This is a genomic window from Actinomycetospora rhizophila, assembly GCF_042657905.1.
Classification (GTDB): domain Bacteria; phylum Actinomycetota; class Actinomycetes; order Mycobacteriales; family Pseudonocardiaceae; genus Actinomycetospora; species Actinomycetospora rhizophila.
Genome location: NZ_JBHSKG010000003.1, coordinates 304,024 through 319,014, shown reverse-complemented (window position 1 = coordinate 319,014; position 14,991 = coordinate 304,024). Strand labels below are relative to the sequence as shown.

16 protein-coding genes are annotated in these 14,991 nt (G+C 73.4%); 7 read left to right on the top strand and 9 right to left on the bottom strand.

All coding sequences use genetic code 11. The features are described 5' to 3' along the window. Positions 1 to 7: 7 nt before the first annotated feature. From ACFPK1_RS08965 to ACFPK1_RS08930, 8 genes are all read right to left on the bottom strand, one after another. Complete coding sequence (locus tag ACFPK1_RS08965; protein WP_378020563.1) at positions 8 to 1,033, bottom strand: 6-phosphofructokinase; 1,026 nt, start codon at positions 1,031 to 1,033, stop codon at positions 8 to 10. 110 nt (positions 1,034 to 1,143) lie between these two features. Then, positions 1,144 to 1,806, bottom strand: a complete 663-nt coding sequence (locus tag ACFPK1_RS08960; RefSeq protein WP_378020562.1) for an NADPH-dependent F420 reductase — start codon at positions 1,804 to 1,806, stop codon at positions 1,144 to 1,146. Positions 1,807 to 1,859: 53 nt separating this feature from the next. Further along, complete coding sequence (locus tag ACFPK1_RS08955) at positions 1,860 to 2,357, bottom strand: flavin reductase family protein (RefSeq protein WP_378020561.1); 498 nt, start codon at positions 2,355 to 2,357, stop codon at positions 1,860 to 1,862. Further along, positions 2,354 to 2,668 carry a hypothetical protein gene (locus ACFPK1_RS08950; RefSeq protein ID WP_378020560.1) on the bottom strand — a complete coding sequence of 105 codons (315 nt, stop codon included), beginning with the start codon at positions 2,666 to 2,668 and terminating at the stop codon, positions 2,354 to 2,356. Before ACFPK1_RS08950 ends, ACFPK1_RS08955 begins: the two co-directional genes overlap by 4 nt. Positions 2,669 to 2,686: 18 nt before the next feature. Beyond that, the gene (locus ACFPK1_RS08945; protein WP_378020559.1) at positions 2,687 to 4,066 is read right to left on the bottom strand and encodes a phenylacetate--CoA ligase family protein; all 1,380 of its coding nucleotides are present in this window, start codon (positions 4,064 to 4,066) and stop codon (positions 2,687 to 2,689) included. Next, positions 4,063 to 4,875: an SDR family NAD(P)-dependent oxidoreductase gene (locus ACFPK1_RS08940; protein ID WP_378020558.1), complete on the bottom strand. Its 813-nt coding sequence runs from the start codon at positions 4,873 to 4,875 to the stop codon at positions 4,063 to 4,065. Before ACFPK1_RS08940 ends, ACFPK1_RS08945 begins: the two co-directional genes overlap by 4 nt. 80 nt (positions 4,876 to 4,955) lie before the next feature. After that, positions 4,956 to 5,729, bottom strand: a complete 774-nt coding sequence (locus tag ACFPK1_RS08935; protein ID WP_378020557.1) for an SDR family NAD(P)-dependent oxidoreductase — start codon at positions 5,727 to 5,729, stop codon at positions 4,956 to 4,958. Next, positions 5,729 to 6,838 (bottom strand): LLM class flavin-dependent oxidoreductase, encoded by a 1,110-nt coding sequence (locus tag ACFPK1_RS08930; protein WP_378020556.1) that lies wholly within the window; start codon positions 6,836 to 6,838, stop codon positions 5,729 to 5,731. Before ACFPK1_RS08930 ends, ACFPK1_RS08935 begins: the two co-directional genes overlap by 1 nt. Before the next feature lie 235 nt (positions 6,839 to 7,073). Between ACFPK1_RS08930 and ACFPK1_RS08925 the strand changes: the two genes are divergently transcribed. Genes ACFPK1_RS08925 through ACFPK1_RS08900 form a run of 6 tightly spaced genes read left to right on the top strand, consistent with a single transcriptional unit; the run spans position 7,074 to position 12,738 of the window. Continuing rightward, on the top strand, positions 7,074 to 7,445 hold the full coding sequence (locus tag ACFPK1_RS08925) for a Zn-ribbon domain-containing OB-fold protein (protein WP_378020555.1): 372 nt from the start codon (positions 7,074 to 7,076) through the stop codon (positions 7,443 to 7,445). After that, a complete protein-coding gene (locus tag ACFPK1_RS08920; RefSeq protein ID WP_378020554.1) occupies positions 7,442 to 8,569 on the top strand; it encodes a thiolase family protein in 1,128 nt (375 codons plus the stop codon). Before ACFPK1_RS08925 ends, ACFPK1_RS08920 begins: the two co-directional genes overlap by 4 nt. Further along, a complete protein-coding gene (locus ACFPK1_RS08915; RefSeq protein WP_378020553.1) occupies positions 8,566 to 9,840 on the top strand; it encodes a cytochrome P450 in 1,275 nt (424 codons plus the stop codon). The genes ACFPK1_RS08920 and ACFPK1_RS08915 overlap by 4 nt, the downstream gene beginning before the upstream one ends. An 18-nt stretch (positions 9,841 to 9,858) precedes the next feature. After that, positions 9,859 to 10,488 carry a TetR/AcrR family transcriptional regulator gene (locus tag ACFPK1_RS08910; protein WP_378020552.1) on the top strand — a complete coding sequence of 210 codons (630 nt, stop codon included), beginning with the start codon at positions 9,859 to 9,861 and terminating at the stop codon, positions 10,486 to 10,488. Further along, on the top strand, positions 10,485 to 11,249 hold the full coding sequence (locus tag ACFPK1_RS08905; protein WP_378020551.1) for an SDR family NAD(P)-dependent oxidoreductase: 765 nt from the start codon (positions 10,485 to 10,487) through the stop codon (positions 11,247 to 11,249). Before ACFPK1_RS08910 ends, ACFPK1_RS08905 begins: the two co-directional genes overlap by 4 nt. Positions 11,250 to 11,259: 10 nt before the next feature. After that, positions 11,260 to 12,738: an AMP-binding protein gene (locus tag ACFPK1_RS08900; protein WP_378020550.1), complete on the top strand. Its 1,479-nt coding sequence runs from the start codon at positions 11,260 to 11,262 to the stop codon at positions 12,736 to 12,738. Between the two features lies 1 nt (position 12,739). On the opposite strand, the gene ACFPK1_RS08895 is transcribed toward ACFPK1_RS08900, so the two are convergent. Next, the gene (locus tag ACFPK1_RS08895) at positions 12,740 to 13,843 is read right to left on the bottom strand and encodes an alcohol dehydrogenase catalytic domain-containing protein (protein WP_378020549.1); all 1,104 of its coding nucleotides are present in this window, start codon (positions 13,841 to 13,843) and stop codon (positions 12,740 to 12,742) included. A gap of 191 nt (positions 13,844 to 14,034) precedes the next feature. Here ACFPK1_RS08895 and ACFPK1_RS08890 point away from each other — a divergent pair, with 191 nt between their 5' ends. After that, positions 14,035 to 14,985, top strand: coding sequence for a LysR family transcriptional regulator (locus ACFPK1_RS08890; protein ID WP_378020548.1), 951 nt, complete (start codon positions 14,035 to 14,037; stop codon positions 14,983 to 14,985). Positions 14,986 to 14,991 lie beyond the last annotated feature (6 nt).

The window sequence follows — 14,991 nt, the reverse complement described above, 5'->3', positions numbered from 1 at the left end:
CGGCCCGTCAGCCGAAGAAGACCTCGGCCTCGGCGTAGAGGGACGGGTCCACGAGCTTGAGCTGCTCGGTCGCCTCGCGCAGCGGCACCATCGTGATCTCGGTGCCGCGCAGCGCCGCCATGTGCCCCCACTGACCGCCTGCGACCGCGTCGATGGCGTGGAGCCCGAAGCGGGTGGCGAGCCAGCGGTCGCGGGCGCTGGGCGTGCCGCCGCGCTGGACGTGGCCGAGCACGGTCGTGCGCGCCTCCTTGCCGGTGCGCGTCTCGATCTCGTGGGCCAGCCAGTCGCCGATGCCGCCGAGGCGGGCGTGGCCGAACTCGTCCTTCCCGCCCGAGGCCAGCACGGCCTCGCCGCCCTGGGGCATCGCGCCCTCGGAGACGACGATGATCGGCGCGTAGTCCAGCCGGAAGCGGCTCTCCACCCAGGAGCAGACCTGCTCGATGTCGAACCGGACCTCGGGGATGAGGATGGCGTTCGCGCCGCCGGCCATCCCCGAGTGCAGCGCGATCCAGCCCGCGTGGCGGCCCATGACCTCGACGATCAGCGCGCGGTGGTGGGACTCGGCGGTGGTGTGGAGGCGGTCGATCGCCTCGGTCGCGATGTTCACCGCGGTGTCGAAGCCGAACGTGTAGTCGGTGCCCGAGAGGTCGTTGTCGATCGTCTTCGGCACCCCGACGACCTTGACGCCCTTCTCGTGCAGCTCGCTCGCGACACCCAGCGTGTCCTCCCCGCCGATGGCGACCAGGGCGTCGACGCCGAGGGACTGGAGGTTGCGCCGGATGCGGTCGACCCCGTCCTCGATGGCGAACGGGTTGGTCCGCGACGACCCGAGGATCGTCCCGCCGCGCGGGAGCAGCCCGCGGACCGCCGGGATGTCCAGCGGCCGGGTCTCGGCCTCCAGCGGGCCGCGCCAGCCGTCGCGGAACCCCAGGAACTCGTAGCCGTACTCGGGCACCCCGCGCCGGACGATCGCCCGGATCACCGCGTTGAGACCGGGGCAGTCGCCGCCACCGGTCAGCACACCCACGCGCATCCGTCCGCACTCCCCTCATCGATCCAGAGTCCGCGCGCATCATGACGCAGGTCACCTCGGCCGTCCCGCGCCGGGCCCGGTCCCGTGGCCGGGCCCGGCCCGGTGAGGGGTCAGGCGGCGCGGAAGTCGGCCGGACGGTCCGGCGAGGCCTCCGCCAGGGCGCGGCGGACACCGTCGGCGTCGAGGTCCGCGCCGTACACCGGCGAGCCCGGCTGCTGACGCCACGACTCCTCGAGCGGGCCGGCGTCGACGGGGTCGAAGCCCAGCTCGTCGATCAGCGCGAACACGGTGTCCTTCGCCGGCCCGTCCGCCCCGGCGACCGGGAGGGCGATGCGCCCCGGCGTCCCGCGCGCGGTGCCGCGCTCGAGCAGGTGCACCCAGTTGATGCCGTTGAAGGCCTTGATGACGGGCACACCGAGGTGTCCGGACACCCACACGCTCTCCGGGGTGCCGTCCTCGAGGGCGTCGATCCGGCCGTCGCGCTGGCGCGGGTAGTAGTTGTTCGTCTCGATCACCGGGGCGCCCGGCTTCGCCGACGCCACGATCCCCGCCGGGAGGTCGGCGGTGTCCTTCTGCGGGATGCTGACGATCACCACGTCGGCGTCGACCGCGGCCTCCCGCGCCCACACGGCCGTCGCCCCGGTCTCCGCCGCGAGCTCGGCCAGGGTCTCGGGGGCCCGCGAGTTCGCGACGCGGACCTCGTGACCCAGGGCGGCCAGCCGCCGCGTCAGCGTGCCACCGATCTTGCCCGTACCGATGATGCCGATCCGCATGAGCGGGGAACCGCCGCCGGCGCCCCGCCATTCCGCCGTTCCGCCGCCCGGCGTCAGGCGGCCGCCAGCGGCCGCAGCGCGCTGCGGTGGAACACCAGCGGGCTGTGCTGGTCGTCGACGAGGACCTCGTCGACGCGGCACACGGCGATGAGGTGGTCCCCGGCGACGACGTCGTCGACCACGCCCACGTCCAGGGCCAGCGGGGCACCGGTGACGAACAGCGCGCCGTCGTCCCGGCGCTCGGTGGCGACGTCACGGAAGCGGTGCTCGGCCGGCCCCGCCAGCGCGCGGGCGACGCCCTCGTGGTGCGCGCCCAGGACGCTCATCCCGAGCCGCGGCGCCCGCCGGAGCGCCGGCCAGGTCGTCGACGCCGTCCGGACGCAGATGCTGACGAGCGGCGGGTCGAGCGAGACCGGCACGAAGGTGCTCACGGCGAGACCGACGGGGGCGCCGTCCACCTCGGCGCAGACGGCGACCACCCCGGACGGGAACCGGCCGTAGACCTCGCGCAGGTCGTCGGCGGTCAGGGGCACGCGCGCCGGCGCGGTCACGCGGACGCTCCGTACTCGACGTGGGCCCGGACGGCGGCGTCGTCGGCCGTGACCCAGCCCTTCGACCGCGCGTAGTCGATCATCTTCGCCCAGCGCGCGTCCCAGTCGGGCGCGTCGGCGGCGGCACGGGCCCGGCGGCGCAGGGTCTCGACGTCGAGCAGGGCGTCCCCCTCGGGGGCGAGCCGGCCCGCCCCCGACCCGCGCAGGGCCTCGTCGACGGCGTCGGCGGGCAGCGACGTCGCCACGTGGAGGCGGGTGCAGTCGTCGGGCTCGGCCACGCGGGCCGCGCCCGCGGACAGCTGGACGATCACGGATCGGTTCCTTCCGGGTCAGCCCCGCGGTCGCTGGTCGACGACGCGGCGGGCCTTGAACGTGGTCTCGGGCAGGGTCCCGGGCTCGAGCAGCGTCACGGGGACGCGGATGTGGACGCTGCGGCGCAGCGCGTCCTCGACGCGCGCGACCAGCTCCTCGCGCGGCGCCTGCGCCGCCGCCCGCGGGGTCAGCTCGGCCTCGACGGTCATCTCGTCGAGCGCCCCCGCCTTGCTCACGAGGATGCGGAACTCGGGGCCCAGCTCCGGGACGGTGCGCAGTCCGGTCTCGACGGCGCTGGGGAACACGTTGGCGCCGCGGATGACGAGCATGTCGTCGAGGCGGCCGAGGATGCCCTCGGGCAGGCGCGGGTAGGTGCGCCCGCACGGGCAGGGGTCGGTCGCCAGGTAGGTCTCGTCCCCGGGCGCGAACCGGATCATGGGCTGCGACCCGCGCCAGAGGTGGGTGTAGACGACCGCGCCGCGCTCGCCGACCGGGATCGGGGCGTTGAGGTCGTCGGCGGCGACGACCTCGGTGAACACCTCGTCGGTGATCAGGTGCGTGCCGGTGCCGGCCTCGCAGCCGACGCTGGTCTGGAACGGGTACATCTCCGAGGTGGAGCCGGCGTCGCTGGCGATCGCGCCCCAGCCCTCCTCAATGATCTTGCGGGTGCCCGGCAGGCTGCCCCCGGGCTCCCCGCCCACCAGGATGCGCCGCACGCTGCTCGCGGCCAGGTCGATGCCGAGGCGCTCGGCGACCGAGAGCAGGTGGATGCAGTAGGAGGGCGTGGCGCTGAAAACCGTCGAGCCCAGGCCGGTGATCAGCTCGAGGTGCCGCTCGGAGTCGGTGACGCCGAGGGGGAAGACGGTGGCCCCGATGCGCTCGGCGCCCTGCACGACGCCCCAGCCGCCGAAGAACAGCCCGAACGGGAAGCCGACCTGCACGAGGTCGTCGGGGCGGATCCCGGCGCACCACTGGGCCATGGCGTGCACGTCGGCGGCGCGCTGCCAGTCGGCGTGGGAGACCGCGTACATCGTCGGTGTCCCCGAGGTGCCCGACGAGCCGTGGATGCGGGCGATCTGCCCCGGGGCGAACGGGGGCGTGTAGCTGCCGAACGGCGGGTGCTCGCGCTGGTCGGCGATCAGCATCTTCTTGGTGATCACCGGGACCTTCGTCGTGAAGTCCTCCACCGACCGCACCTGGTCGGGATGGAACCCGTGGGCGTCGTAGTGGCGCCGGTAGAACGGCAGCTCGGCATACGCGTAGTGCAGCTGGTGCTGCATGCGCTCGAGGACGATCCGCTCGCGCTCGGCGGGGTCGCGGGTCTCCCGCTCCGCGTCCCAGAACCGAGGGAACCCGCGGTCGTCGACGGCCGCGATCGGCCGCGTCTCGGTGGTCACTGCGCCGGCCGGGCGACGATGCCCTGCGCCTCGGCGACGTCCCAGTAGGAGTGCAGGCCGCGCACGTGCTGGCCGCCGTCGACGGGGATGAAGTGCCCGGTGATCCGCCCGGCCTGCGGGAACATGAGGAACAGGGCGACGTCGGCGATGTCGGACGGATCCTGGTGGCGCGGCGGGCCCACCAGCGTGCGGTCGAGGAACTCCTGGCCGATCTGCCCGACGGTGAAGCCGGCCCCCAGCGGGGTGTTGACGGTGCCCGGCCCGATCGCGTTGACCCGGATGCCGTAGCGCCCGAGCTCGCCGGCGCAGACCTTGGTGAAGTTCATGACCCCGGCCTTGGCGGCGCAGTAGTGGCCCAGGCCGTCGGTGGCGGCGATCGCGTTGAGCGACGAGATGTTGACGACCGAGCCGCCCCGCCCCGCGGCGAGCGCGCGGCGGGCGAACGCCTTCGTGCACAGGAACGTGCCCTTGAGGCAGGTGTCGACGATGAGGTCCCAGTCGTCCTCGGTCATGTCGACCACGAGCGACAGCGACGCGGTGCCGGCGTTGTTGACCAGGTGGTCGACCGTGCCGAAGCGGCCCTCCGCGAGGTCGAACGCGGCCTCGACGTCCGCCGCGACGGTGACCGAGCCCTCCGACCAGGCCAGACGCTCGCCGCCCGCGAGCTCCTCGCCCGCCGCCTTGATGTTGGCCGGCTCGATCTCGAGGCCGACGACGTTCGCCCCGCGCTCCAGCAGCGCCCGGGCGATCCCCTTGCCGATGCCGCTGCCGGCGCCGGTGACCACGGCGGTCTGTCCGGACAGGTCCACGCTCACTCCTTTCGTGTCGTCACCACAGCGCGGGACCGGCGCCGGGGGGTGGCACCGGTCCCGCGCTCGCGCCGGCCGGATCAGCCGGCGCTGCCCTTGGTGTTCCAGCCGCCGTCGACCGGGAGGATCTCGCCGGTGCAGAAGGCGGCGTCGTCGGAGAACAGGAACGCCGCGGCCGCCGCGATGTCCTCGGGCTTCCCGAGACGCGGGATGATGTGGGCGGCCTCGAAGTTCTTCTTCATGCTGTCGGTGATGCCCGCGAGGATCGGCGTGTCGATGGTGCCGGGGCAGATGCAGTTGATGCGGATGCCCCGCGGCCCGTACTCCATCGCCGCCTGCTGGGTCAGGCTCACGACGCCGCCCTTCGCCGCCGAGTAGGCCGCGAGGTTCTCCAGGCCCTTGAGCGCGGCCATCGAGCCGATGTTGACGATGCTCCCGCCGCCGTTCTCGAGCATGCGCGGGATCGCGGCCTGCATGCCCAGCCAGACCCCGCGCAGGTCGGTGTTGACGACGTGGTCCCAGCCGATGTCGTCGAGGTCGACGACGTTGTCGGGACCGAAGGTGTTGGTGACCCCGGCGATGTTGCCGAGCATGTCGAGCCGACCGTGCCCGCCGATCGCCTCGTCCATGAGGCGCTTCCAGTCGTCCCGCTGGCGGGTGTCCATGACGATGTGGGACGCCTGCCCGCCGTCGGCGACGATCTGCTTGGCGGTGGAGTCGTCGTCCTGCAGGTCGCCGATGATCACGGTGGCGCCTTCGGCGGCGCAGCGCAGGGCCACCGCGCGGCCGATCCCCTGCACGCCGCCGGTGATCACCGCGACCCGCCCCTCGAGGCGGGTGATGCCGGGGGACATCAGGCGATCCCGAGCGCGACGTTGGCCATCTTCTGGCGACGGGCCATGCGCTGGTTGGCCTGGAAGTTCGGCATGACGTAGCGCGCGAACATCTCCAGCGAGCGGTTCCACTTGTCGGTGGTGACCCAGTCGCGGCAGTTGATCAGCAGCGTGCCGAAGCCGCCGGTCTCCTCCTCCAGTTCCTTGATCTGGCGGGTGCACTCCTCGGGGCTGCCGACGATCCAGGGGATGTTCTCGACCATCCAGTCGAGCGTGAGGTCGGCGTCGGTCATCCCGTCGCCGATCTTCATCAGGGCGCCGAGACCCAGGCCGAACAGGTAGTCGTAGGAGAGCTTGACGCCCTCGCGGATGTCGCGGAGCGCCTGGTTCTTGTCGTCGGTGACGTAGACCTCGCGCACGATGCGCCAGTTCTCGCGGGTCACGGACTCGGCGATGCCCGAGCGGTTGCCCGCCTCCAGCATCGCGGCGCCCATGGCCTTGAGGTCGGGCGCGTCCATGTACGTGCCGTTGTCGGTCGGCGCGAAGTGCACCGACAGCGGCTTCCAGCCCTTCTCGCCGCACTTCGCGTAGTTGTGCGTGCCGGTCAGCCCGGCGATCGCGAACGGCGGCACGTCCTGGTACGGGCCGACCTGCAGCTGGCGGTCCTCGTACTTCCAGTACACGCCCTCGTAGCTGACCGGGTCTTCCGAGGTCAGCAGCTGCCAGATGATCTCCAGCGCCTCGTTGGTCCGCGGCGCGGCCTCCGAGGGCTCCAGCCCGAACAGCGCCTTGTCGGTGGGCAGCCCCCCGCCGCCGAATCCGTACTCGAGCCGGCCGTGCGTCAGGTGGTCGAGGAAGGCCAGGCGCTCGGCGACCATGAACGGGTCCTGGTACGGCAGGTTCACCACGCCCGTGCCGAGCCGGATCCGGTGCGTCAGCGCGGACGCCTTCGCGATCATGAACTCCGGCACCGGGACGTTCTCGTACCCGCCGGTGTGGTGCTCACCGATCCAGAACTCCGAGAACCCGAGCCGCTCGGCCTCGACCACCGCAGCGATGTCGCGGTCGTAGGACAGCGTCCAGTTCTCGATCGGCGGGTGCTCCGGCATGGTGAAAAAGCCGAACTTCATCGATCGGTCCTCCTGCTCGACTCGAGCGCGCACTCAGGGGCGGGGGGCGGCGTTGGCAAACGTGAGTTTGCCATCGCGGTGGAACTCACTGTGGTCTGCCTCACCAGCAGTGTCAAGGCTCGTTCGAGGAGGCGTCGCTAGCCGCCTGACGCCGCGACCAAACTGCCGACCGGGGAGGTTGTTAGCCGACTCGCGGTTTGCTTACATGGGCGCCAGTCGAGACGCAGGAGTGCTCATGTCCTCTCCGACGGGCAGCGATCCGCGCCCGGAGATCCACCGCACGGCCGAGGGCGACTGGGTCGTCGCGGGCCGGCGCTGCCGGACCTGCGCCGAGCCCGTGGCCTACGCGTGGCCGCGGTGCCCGGCCTGCGGCGCCGAGGTGGAACCTGCGTCCTTCGGTCCGCGCGGCACCGTCTGGAGCAGCACGGTGGTGCGAATCGCCGTGCCCGGACACACCCCGCCGTACGCGCTGGCCTACGTCGACCTCGAGGACGGACCGCGGGTGCTCGCGCACACGGCCGGCGACGAGCCGGCACCGATCGACGCCGGGGTGCGGCTGGTCGGGGTGTCGGACGAGGGCGACCTGCAGGTGGAGGTGGTCCGGTGAGCGTCGCCGTGGCCGGGGTGGGCACCTCGCACTTCGGCCGGCAGCCGGAGCGTGACCTGGTGGCGCTCGCGTGGGACGCGGTGCGCGAGGCCTTCGCCGACGCCGGGGTGGACGGCGTCGACGCCGTGTGGGTCGGCACCGTCTTCGCGCCGGCGGGGGTCGCCCAGCGCGTGCTGCGCGCCATGGGGATCACCGGGGTCCCGATCATCACCGTGGAGAACGCCTGCGCCAGCGGCACCACGGCGTTCGTCGAGGCCCACGAGGCCGTCCGGACCGGGCGCCACGGCCGCGTCCTCGCCCTCGGCCTGGAGCAGATGAGCACGGCGTTCGCCGGCGCCATCACCCCGGAGACGACCGACCCCGAGGGGCGCGCCGGGCTGGCCATGCCCGCGATGTACGCCATGAGCGCCGCGCGCTACCTGCACACCGGTGCCGCGACGGCCGAGCAGCTCGCCGCGGTGTCGGTGAAGAACCACGCGCACGCCGTGCACAACCCGCGCGCCCAGTACTCCGGGACCTACACGGTCGACGAGGTGCTGGCGTCGCGCATGATCGCCGACCCGCTGACGCTGCTGCAGTGCTGCCCGACCTCCGACGGCGCCGCCGCCGCGGTGCTCACCCCGGCGACCGGAGCCCGCGGCGAGGTGGTCGTGCGCAGCGCGGCGCTGCGCAGCGGCGCGCCGTGGAACCACCGCTCCCCCCACGTCTGGGGCCACGACATCGTCGCGGCCACCACCCGCGACGCCCTGGCGGGCGCCGGCCTCGACGCCGCCGCCGACGTCGACGTCGTCGAGGTCCACGACGCCTTCACGATCGGCGAGATCGTCACGACCGAGGCGCTCGGGCTCGTGCCGCCCGGTGACGGTGGCAAGGCCGCGGCCGGCGGCGTCACCGCCCTCGGCGGCGCGCACCCGGTCAACCCGTCGGGCGGGCTGCTCTCCCGCGGCCACCCCCTGGGCGCCACCGGCCTCGCGCAGCTCGCGGAGATCACCTGGCAGCTGCGGGGCCGCTGCGGGGCGCGCCAGGTCGAAGGGGCCCGCCTCGGGCTCGTCGAGACGATGGGCGGCGGGGTGTCGGTGCTCGACGGCAACTCGTGCGTCGTGACGGTGCTGGAGGCGCGGTGACCGCCCACAACACCGACGTCGAGCACACCGACGTCCGGCACCTCGACCCCGAGCGCGCCGACCTGCTCGGCGACGAGGCGGTGGCCGACCCGTACCCGCTGCTCGCGGCGCTGCGCGAGCACGACCCGGTGCACTGGAGCGCGAAGTACCGCTCGTGGTTCATCACGCGGTACGACGACGTCGCCGCCGCGTTGCGCGACGACCGGTTCTCCTCCGACCGGATCACGCCCTACCGGCGCGCGAAGCTCGAGGGCCCGGACGCCGACCCGCGGGTGCGCGCCGCGTTCGAGGTGCTCGAGGGCTGGATGGTGTTCAAGGACCAGCCCGACCACTTGCGGCTGCGCCGCCTGCTCAGCCGCGCCTTCACCCCCCGCGCGGTCACGCGGATGACCTCGTCGGTCGAGGAGATCGCCGCCGAGCTCCTCGACGGGATCGTCGCGCGCGGCACCGGCGATGTCGACCTCGTCGGCGACTTCGCCTACCCCCTGACCGCCTCGGTGATCGCGGACATGCTCGGCGTGCCCCGCGCGGACCGCGAGCAGTTCAAGGACTGGTCCGACCAGATCACCGGGCTGGTCTTCGGCGGCATGGGCGACGCGACGCGGCACACGGTCGGTGCGCAGGGCATGGCGGAGCTGACGTCCTACCTGGCGGACCTCGTCCGTGCCCACGAGCGCGCGCCGGCCGACGACCTGATCTCCGCGATGATCAGCGCCCGGGACGATCGCGATGCCCTCAGCCACGACGAGGTCATCTCCACCGGGGTCCTGCTGCTGTTCGCCGGCCACGAGACGACGACCAACCTCATCGGCAACGGGATCCTGGCGCTGCTCCGGAACCCCGCCCAGCTCGCGCTGCTCCGCGACCGCCCCGGACTCGTCGACGGGATGGTCGAGGAGGCCCTGCGGTTCGACGGCCCCGCCAAGACCGTCGCGCGGGTGATGGGCGACGACGTGGAGCTGCGCGGCCGGCACCTGCGCCGCGGCGAGCGGGTGTTCCTCAGCCCGTCGTCGGCCAACCGGGACCCCGCGGTGTTCGCCGACCCGGACACGCTCGACATCACCCGCGAGAAGTCCGGCCAGCTCGGCTTCGGGATCGGGATGCACTACTGCCTGGGCGCTCCCCTGGCCCGGCTGGAGGCATCGATCGCGATCCCCCGCGCGTTCGCGCGGCTGCCCGGACTGCGGCTGACCGACGAGTCGCTGCGGTGGCATCCCGTGCTGCTGTCGCGGGGCATGCAACGCTTCCCCGCACGCTTCACGACCCCCTGACCCGACCCGGAGTCCCCCATGCCCCGTCCCAGCCGCTGGCCGGAGATCCTGGAGGCCGCCGGCCAGGAGTTCCGCGAGCACGGGTACGAGAACGCGACCCTCGAGGGCATCGCCACCCGCGTCGGCATCCTCAAGGGCAGCGTCTACAACTACGTCGACAGCAAGGAGGACCTCCTGCTCGCGGTGGTCGAGCAGCCGGCCCGGGCCCTGCTCGACCAGCTGGACCGCCTGCGCGCCGACACCGACAGCGGTGTCGCGGTGCGGCTCCGCGAGCTGGTCCGCATGCAGATCAGGATCTTCAGCGAGTACTACCCCGCCGCGTTCGTCTACCTCGAGCACCTCGGGCGGCTCGAGCAGTCGGCCCGGTTCGCCGAGTTCCGGCGGATGGACGCCCGGTACATGGAGGCGGTCGAGGCCCTCGTCGCCGAGGGCGCGGCGTCCGGCGAGTTCTCCCTCGCCGCCGAACCCCGCATCGTCGCCCGCGCCATCGTCGGGATGGTCGACTGGATGCAGCACTGGTTCACCCCGCACGGCGAGGAGGACGACCTGCGCCTCGCCGACCAGCTCGTCGCCCTCGCCCTCGGGGGGCTCGCGGCCGGGGGCAGCATGCGGGCCATGCTCGGCGCGCTGGCCACGGAGCCGTCGTGACCGGGGCCTTCCGCCTCGACGGGCGCGTCGCCGTCGTCACCGGGGCCTCCTCGGGCCTCGGCGCCCACTTCGCGGTGGTGCTCGCCCGCGCCGGCGCGGACGTCGTGGTCGCCGCCCGGCGCCGCGAGATGCTCGACGCGGTCGCCGACGCCGTCCTCGCCGAGGGCCGGCGGTGCCTCGCGGTGCCCACCGACGTCACCGACCCCGCGCAGGGCGCCGCCCTCGTCGACGCCGCCGTGGACGAGCTCGGCGGCGTGCACGTCCTGGTCAACAACGCCGGCACGGGCTACGGCGGCCGCAGCGAGCGCGACGACCTCACGCAGACGGCACGCCTCCTCGAGGTCAACCTCCTCGGCGCCTACTACGTCGCCGTCGCCGCGGGCCGGGCGATGATCGCCGGTGGGGGTGGGTCGATCGTCAACGTCTCCTCGGCGCTGGCCCTCGCCACGACCGACGTCCCCCAGGCCGCCTACTCGGCCTCCAAGGCCGGGATGCTGGGCATGACCCGCGACCTGGCGCGCCAGTGGGCGCGCCACGGCGTCCGGGTCAACGCGCTGGCCCCGGGCTTCTTCTCCTCCGAGATGACCGCTCCGCTGCTCGCGCACGAGCGCGGCGCCGCGAGCGTCCACGCCGCCACGCCCCTCGGCCGCGTCGGCCGCCTCGACGAGCTCGACGGGCCCCTGCTGCTGCTCGCGTCCGACGCCGGGTCCTACATCACCGGGACCACGCTCGGGGTCGACGGCGGCATGGCGATGCACTAGGGGGATCACGATGCGGACGACTCTCGGCGCCGAGTTCGCGGCGGCGCTGCACCGCCACCGGGACCGGACCGCCGTCGAGTCCGGTGCCCGGAGCTGGACGTTCGGCGAGATCGACCGCTGGTCCCGGGCCGTCGCCGCCCAGCTGCGGGCGCACGGGGTGGCGCCCGGTGACGCGGTCGCGCTGCACCTGCAGAACGGTGTCGAGTTCGTGGTCGTCGACGTCGCGGTGGCGCTGCTGGGGGCGGTGAAGGTGCCGGTGAACCCGCTGCTGCCGGCGGACACGGCGCGGTACATCGTGGCGGCGACCCGGGCGCGCGTGGTGGTGGCGGACCCGGCGCTGGGGGTGGAGATCCCCGGGCCGGTGATCCTGCTGGACGACCTCGCCGACCCGACCGGCCCGCCGCTCACCCCCTCGGCCCCGGTCGGTCCCGGCGCACGGGCGGCGATCTACTTCACCGGCGGGACGACGGGGCGCCCCAAGGGCGTCGTGCACACCCAGGCCTCGGCGGTCGCCGTCCAGTACGCCCAGCTGCTGGAGGCCGAGATCGTGCAGGACGACCGGCTGCTGCTCACCACGCCGCTCGCCCATGCCGCCGGCCTGTTCGCCCAGTCCGCGCTGATCCGCGGCGCCACCAGCGTCATCGAGCCCGGGTTCGACGCGGACGGGGTGCTCGCGGCCCTGCGCGACCGCGGGATCACCTGGACCTTCCTCGTCCCGACGATGCTCTACCGGCTGCTCGACGCCCTCGACGGCCCCGAGGAGTTCGGGCTCCGCACCGTCGTCTACGGCGCCGCCCCGATCACGCCCGGCCGGCTCGCCCGCGCGCTGGAGGTCTTCGGCCCGGTGTTCGTCCAGCTCTACGGCCAGACCGAGTGCCCGAACTGGGGGACGCGGCTGGCCAAGGACGACCACGACCCGGCGCGGCCCGACCGCCTCGACTCGTGCGGCCGCGCGTCGATCATGGCCGACGTGGCGGTCGTCGGCGACGGGTCCGCGTTCGTCCCGGCCGGCGAGACCGGCGAGGTCTGCCTGCGCTCGCCCTACGTCCTCGAGGGCTACCTCGACGACCCGGCCGCGACCGCGGACAAGTTCCTGCCCGACGGCTGGATCCGCACCGGCGACGTCGGGTTCCTCGACGACGGCGGCTACCTGCACCTGCGCGACCGCCGGGCCGACATGGTGATCAGCGGCGGGATGAACGTCTACTGCAGCGAGGTCGAGAACGTGCTCGCCGAGCACCCCGCGGTCGCCCAGGTCGCGGTGATCGGCGTGCCGCACGACGACTGGGGCGAGGCGGTGCACGCGGTGGTCGTCGGGTCTCTCGACGTGGACGAGCTGCTCTCCTGGAGCCGCGGCCGGCTCGCGGCCTACGCCCGCCCGAAGTCCGCCGAGCTCGTCGCCGAGCTCCCGGTCACCCCGTTCGGGAAGGTCGACAAGAAGGCGCTGCGGGCGCCGCACTGGGCGGGCCGGGACCGGGCGATCGGCTGACCTAAGCGGCCAGCGTGATCTCCGGGGCGGCGAGCCCGGCCAGCGACTCGTCGAACACGACCACGCCGCGCTTGAGCCGGCCCGCGCGCATGTCGGCGAAGGCGCGGTCGATCTCGTCGAGCGCATAGGCCTTCGAGATCATGCGGTCGAGCGGCAGGACCCCCGCCGTGTACTGGCGCAGGATCGACGGGATGTCGAGGCTGGGCCGCGACGACCCGTACAGGCTGCCGGTGACGATCTTCTCGTCCCGCACCAGCTCGGGTCCGGGCAGCGAGGGGCGCGCGTGCACGTCCGGCATGCCGACGCACACGATGGTGCCACCCGGGACCGTCGCGGCGAAGGCCTGGCCGAGGATGCCCTCGCCCCCGGCGGCGTCGACGGCGTAGTCGACGCCGCCGCCGCTGAGGTCACGGATCCGCGCGACGAGGTCGTCGGACGGGACCAGCCCGTCGGTCGCCCCGAACACGACGGCCTCCTCGAGCTTCGCCGCGACGGGGTCCACCACGAGGATCTGGCCGGCCCCGCTCACGCGCGCGGCCATGACGGCGCTGAGCCCGACCCCGCCGGCACCGAACACCAGCACCGAGCTGCCGGGGGTGACCCGGGCCTTGTTCACCACGGCGCCGTAGCCGGTGAGGATCCCGCACCCGACGAGGCTCGCCACGGCCAGCGGGATGTGCCGCCCGATCCGGATGGCGCTGGAGGCGGGGACGACGGCGTGGGTGGCGAAGGTCGACAGGAACGAGTAGTGGTACACCGGCCGGCCGTCGCGGTGGAGGCGGACGGTGCCGTCGAGGAGCGTGCCGGCGAGCAGAGCGGGCGCCGCCGCGGTGCACAGCACCGGTCGCCCCGAGACGCAGTGGCGGCACACGCCGCAGCTGGGCATCCACGAGAGCGCGACGTGGTCGCCGACGGCCACGTTCGTCACGTCCGCGCCGACCCGCTCCACCACCCCGGCGCCCTCGTGGCCGAGCACGCAGGGCGACGGCGAGGGGATGCGCCCGCTGTGGGTGTGGGCGTCGGAGGCGCAGATGCCCGTGGCCGCGAGCCGGACGAGCACTTCGTCGGGGCGGGGGTCGGACAGTTCGAGGGTGACCGTCTCCAAGGGTTCACCGGGAGCAGTCATGACCGACGCGACGATGTCCATCCCTCGTCACTCCATTCGACGTGTCGATTCGCGGGATGCGTATTCGTGGGAGACACCGAATGCGGTTGTTCTCCGACGAAATCGATCCTGCACGACGTCGGTCCGCGACGGCAGTGACAACTGCTCCGGTCCTGGTTCAGCATCACTTCATGCCGATCGACCCGCACCGCCTCCTCGTCCTGCGCGCGGTCCACCGGACCGGGAGCGTGCACGCGGCGGCGACGGCGCTGCACCTCACGGCGTCGGGGGTCTCGCAGCACCTGGTGCGGCTGGAGGCGGAGGCGCGGCTGCCGCTGCTCGACCGCACCCAGCGCGGCGGCGGCCGTACGGTCCGGCTCACCGAGGCCGGGTTGGCGCTGGCCCAGCGCGCGGACGACGTCGCGGTCGCGCTCGCCGAGGCCCAGCGGGAGGCCGAGCGGCTGCGGGAGGGCACGTCCGGCACCGTGCGGATCGGCGGCTTCGCGACCGCGCTGGGCCACCTCGTCGTCCCCACCCTCCAGCAGCTCGCCGTCACCGACGCGGCGCTGAACGTCCAGGTGATCGAGGTGAACGAGAGCCAGGGCATCAAGCTGCTGCGCGCCGGCGACCTCGACCTGCTGATCGGCGAACGCTACGTCGACCGCACCAGCCCGGCGGCGTCCTATCCCGGACTGGTCGAGGACGAGCTGTACCGGGAGCAGTTCCGCATCGTCGTCCCCGAAATGTGGTCGAATCCCGGGAACGTCGAAGAACTCCTCGCGGGTACCTGGGTGACCTCACCGAGTGACCGGCCCACCCGGCAGATGCTCGACCGGCTCTGCGCCGAATACTCCATCACGCCGGGACACCAGCACATCTGCACCGAGTCACAGACGATGCTCGCGCTCGTCGCCGCGGGACTCGGCGCGGGCATCGTGCCCGACCTGACCCTGAGCTATCTGCGCACCGAGGGCGTGAGCATCTACGCGTCGGCGGTCGACGTCGGCTCGCGCGTGCTCACGGTGACCGGCTCCCGGCGCGAGAGCCGCACGTCGGCACCGCGACGGTTCCTGGCGACGCTGCGGGAGGTGACCGGGCGGGTCACGTCGCCGGGCCTGGTCAGCTCGGACGGGCGTCACTAGCGTCAC